The organism is Pyramidobacter sp. C12-8, from assembly GCF_002007215.1.
In the GTDB taxonomy this organism is placed as follows: domain Bacteria; phylum Synergistota; class Synergistia; order Synergistales; family Dethiosulfovibrionaceae; genus Pyramidobacter.
This window is the reverse complement of record NZ_MUHX01000061.1, coordinates 1-1,689: the sequence shown is the minus strand read 5'-3', so window position 1 is coordinate 1,689 and position 1,689 is coordinate 1. Positions and strand designations below refer to the sequence as shown.

At 61.0% G+C, this 1,689-nt stretch carries 1 protein-coding gene; it reads left to right on the top strand.

Translation table 11 applies throughout. The features are described 5' to 3' along the window. On the top strand, positions 1 to 1,689 hold a 1,689-nt coding region (locus tag B0D78_RS12960), incomplete at both ends, for a hypothetical protein (RefSeq protein ID WP_168170133.1).

Here is a 1,689-nt window from a genome sequence, read left to right as displayed (position 1 = left end):
CAGATCAACAACGGCTCCACCCCGATCACCAACGTGCAGGCCAAGTTCAAGATCGCCGGCGACAGCACCGGTCCGCAGGAAGTGACCGTGGACAAGACCGGCACGCAGACCGTCAAGTTCGCCGGCGACGGCACCTACATCAAATCCGCGATGACTACGGACGGCGTCAAGTACAGCCTCGACACCGCCGCGTTGAACGCCGCCATCGGTGGAACGGCCAACTGGACCATCAAGGACAGCCAGACCCCGACGCCCGGCTCCAAAGTCATCGACGCCAGTACGCCGCTGGTCGTCAAGGGCGACGCCTACATCAAACCCATCGTCAACGCCGCCGGGCTGAACTTCACGCTGGACGAGACCAAGCTGAACAGCACCATCACCAACAATCTCACCGTTCAGCAGAACGTCACCAACATTGCCAATCTGACCGGCACGGTGACCGGGCACACCAGCGACATCTCGAAACTGAAAGGCGGCTTCGACCTGAAAGCCGGAACCGTCACCAGCCCCGTCGCCCTCGGCGGCGCCAAACCGACGATCGAATTCGCGACGACCGACGACACCATGACCGTCGGCCTCTCCGGCACCAAAGTCACCTACGGCATCGACAAGAGCAAGCTGATCACCAACATCAACAACGGCTCCACCCCGATCACCAACGTACAGGCAAAGTTCAAGATCGCCGACGCCGGGACCGGAACGAAAACCATCACCGCGGACAAGACCGGAACGGAAACCATCAAGTTCGAAGGCGACGGCGCCTACATCACCTCCGCGATGACCGCGAACGGCGTGAAGTACAGCCTCAACACCACGGCGCTGAACACCGCCATCACCAACAACACCACCGTGCAGAACCTCGCCGGCGGCTTCACCGTCAGCAACGAAGCCGGAACGAAGCAGGACATCACTTTGGGCGGCGCGTCCAAAAAGAACATCCAGTTCAAGGGCGAAGCCAACAAAATCCTCGTCGAAGTAGCCAACGCCTCCGACGGCGCCACCGTCACCGTGAAGACCGACCCCAACCTCGGAACCAACCTCAACATCGCCAACAATTCGGCCATCAACGCGTTGAAAGACGGCTTCGACCTGAAAGCCGGCAGCACCACGTCGAACGTCGCCCTCGGCGGCGCCAAACCGACGATCGAGTTCGCGACGACCGACGACACCATGACCGTCGGCCTGACCGGCACCAAAGTCACCTACGGCATCGACACGGCCAAACTCGCCCAGAACATCACCGGCAGCGTGATCACCAACATCAACAACGCGACCACGACCCCGATCACCAACATCAGCGCCAAATTCGGCGTGACTGCGGAAACGGGAACGAAGAAGACCGTAACGCTGGCCAAGGACACCGAACCGACCGTCAAATTCGAAGGCGACGGCACCTACATCAAGTCCGCCATGACCACCGACGGCGTGAAGTACAGCCTCGACACCGCGGCCCTGACCGGCGCCATCGGCGGAACGGCGAACTGGACGATCAAGGACGCGGAAGCCGTACCGGGCAGCAAGTTGATCAACAGCGCCACTCCGCTGGTGGTCACAGGCGCCGGCGGCGTCACCACGAAAGTCGACGCGGGCGGCCTCACCATCGGCCTGGACGGTTCGACACTGAGCAATACCATCAACAACAGCTCCACCGTGATTAATAACGTCGAAGCGAAATTCAAGATCGCCGAC